We start from the raw sequence: 2,015 nt of genomic DNA, 5'->3' as shown, positions 1-2,015 counted from the left end.
ATGCTTAAATATACATAAAACCAACGAATTATGCAAATTATTTGAACGATTTTTTGTACAAATTATCTAACATAGAGGAAGGAGGTTATTAGACAGTTTGACGTCCCGCTACTAAAGCGGGTTTGGGACTAAATTAAGCCCATTCTTCGGATTTGCCAAATCATCCCAAATACAAAACCAACTTCCCATTCAGCTAAATGCCCAAATCCGTTTTAGTAGCTGTTATGCCTAGTTTTTTATCGTCAACAATCCTCTCAACCAAATCTCGGAATGTTTGAATATTTCCAGTCTTTATACTTCTTTTGTATATCCAGTTCGGAAATATTTTGTCAATCCAATATTTAAATCGTCTTTCATTTTCTAATTTCCCATATTCAAGCTTGTCAAAAGTCTTTAAACCAGTTAAAGTTACTTCTTCCAATAGTGGAGAAAAATTCTTGTTTACGTCTAGAAACGCTTCAATTTTTGTAGAAGGTTTCAAGTTGGAAACATCAACACCTTTGTTTTTTAGATTTCTCTTTAATGTTATAAAAATTGCTGTTGTTAAACATTCCGCACCTAAAATTTTAATAGGTTTGATTATTTCTTTTTCAGCAATAGTTGATAAAAAGATACAAAGTTCTCCCAGAGTTTTTTTGTCATCAGGATTTAAGATTCTGTCCCAAGTTTTTAATGGCACATTAATTCTGAATTCTTGATTTAAAAATTCAGCAAGTTCATCCCAAGGCAATAAATCTTGAGCATCACGCCATTCATAAATTAAGGTCTCCTTTGTTAATACAAAAGTTTCATTGGCCATTATGTCAAGTGGACTGCAAAGTCTATGCTGTTCTTTAAATATTTCAAAAAGTTCGTCAGGTGTATATGTTGTATTATCGTTCATTTCTTTTGTCCTAAAATTAGGCATAACGTCCCGCTACTACAGCGGGTTTGGGACTAAATTAAGCCCTATTTTCGGATTTGCCAAATCATCCCAAATACAAAACCAACTTTCCATTAAGCCAATTGCCCAAATCCGTTGTAATAGCTGTTATAGCGCGTTTTTTTTATACTTCCCAGCCGTTGCGTTTTGCGTCCACTTTTAACTTTTCCAATTTCTCGTTCAGTTCAACTTCAAAATTTTTAAGTCGACTTCTTGTTGCGGAAAAATTGTCAAACCAATCAAACATTTCATAAAGTTGATTCATTGAAATTAGTTTTGATATTTCTCTGATCAGTTCATCGCATTCTTTATTGTAAACTTTAAGATTAAAATTAACAACGTCCGTCAAAGGATGATCGCCTGGTCCTCCTGCTGCCATGTTTTATTATTTTTTAGCCGTTAACTTTTTCCAATTCACTTTGACTTATTCCAGCCGCATCTAAATACATTTCGGCAAACTCTTTTGAGTCGATTAGGCAAATTCCACCAATTGGATTCAATTCAGTATTTTCTATAACGATTCTAAAGTTAAAATTCTGTGAGTCTGCGTTGCCATTTTTTTTGGTTAACTTTTGAACTTCACTTTTAAATTTTCCATAATTTTCGGTCGCAACAAAATCCCCACCAATTGCGCCCATACTTTCGTCGATAATTTTGAATTCCACAATTCCAATTTCGGAATTATCTATAAAAATTTGCCCTTCCATTATTCTTTGGTTGTGTTTTGCAGGATTTGAAAATGCGCTATAACTTGTATACACTCGCTATAAAATAGCGTCTATACACCCAAAATCAGGTAGATTGTCGCTATTGCTTGTCTTTTTTTATATTCTTTCAAATATATTAAAATTTTCTTACAGTTTTTATACAAAAAAACAAACGTTATAGTTAGTGCGGTTTGCGTGAGGGAGGGAAGCGGCATCCTTTATTTTCTTTCTTTAAGAAAATAAAGATACAGCGTACCGCCCGACCCAAAGTGGCGAGGAGGAACGACTAAGCTGGTGCAGGGTCACGCCCAATGTCATTAAGTTAAGGAATTTTATATTGCATCTTTTTGATTTTTAAGCACTAAAGGTCGAATTCGATTTCTATA

At 33.7% G+C, this 2,015-nt stretch carries 3 protein-coding genes; all 3 read right to left on the bottom strand.

The window, feature by feature from the left end; translation table 11 throughout:
• Nucleotides 1-193: 193 nt before the first annotated feature.
• The 3 genes from EKM03_RS14860 to EKM03_RS14850 all read right to left on the bottom strand — a co-directional run bounded on the left by EKM03_RS14860 (nt 194) and on the right by EKM03_RS14850 (nt 1,629).
• Nucleotides 194-883 (bottom strand): hypothetical protein, encoded by a 690-nt coding sequence (locus EKM03_RS14860; protein ID WP_126740711.1) that lies wholly within the window; start codon nt 881-883, stop codon nt 194-196.
• 163 nt (nt 884-1,046) lie between these two features.
• Nucleotides 1,047-1,301, bottom strand: coding sequence for a hypothetical protein (locus EKM03_RS14855; protein WP_126740710.1), 255 nt, complete (start codon nt 1,299-1,301; stop codon nt 1,047-1,049).
• A gap of 13 nt (nt 1,302-1,314) precedes the next feature.
• Nucleotides 1,315-1,629: a hypothetical protein gene (locus EKM03_RS14850; RefSeq protein ID WP_126740709.1), complete on the bottom strand. Its 315-nt coding sequence runs from the start codon at nt 1,627-1,629 to the stop codon at nt 1,315-1,317.
• Between the last annotated feature and the right edge of the window lie 386 nt (nt 1,630-2,015).

Origin of the sequence: Flavobacterium sp. GSP6 (assembly GCF_003984855.1) — a bacterium.
Taxonomy (GTDB): domain Bacteria; phylum Bacteroidota; class Bacteroidia; order Flavobacteriales; family Flavobacteriaceae; genus Flavobacterium.
This window is presented reverse-complemented; position numbering and strand designations above follow the sequence as displayed.

Coding starts and splice junctions, on each gene's coding strand:
- EKM03_RS14860 (WP_126740711.1), bottom strand. CDS start 883: ATGAACGATAATACAACATATACACCTGACGAACTTTTTGAAATATTT.
- EKM03_RS14855 (WP_126740710.1), bottom strand. CDS start 1,301: ATGGCAGCAGGAGGACCAGGCGATCATCCTTTGACGGACGTTGTTAAT.
- EKM03_RS14850 (WP_126740709.1), bottom strand. CDS start 1,629: ATGGAAGGGCAAATTTTTATAGATAATTCCGAAATTGGAATTGTGGAA.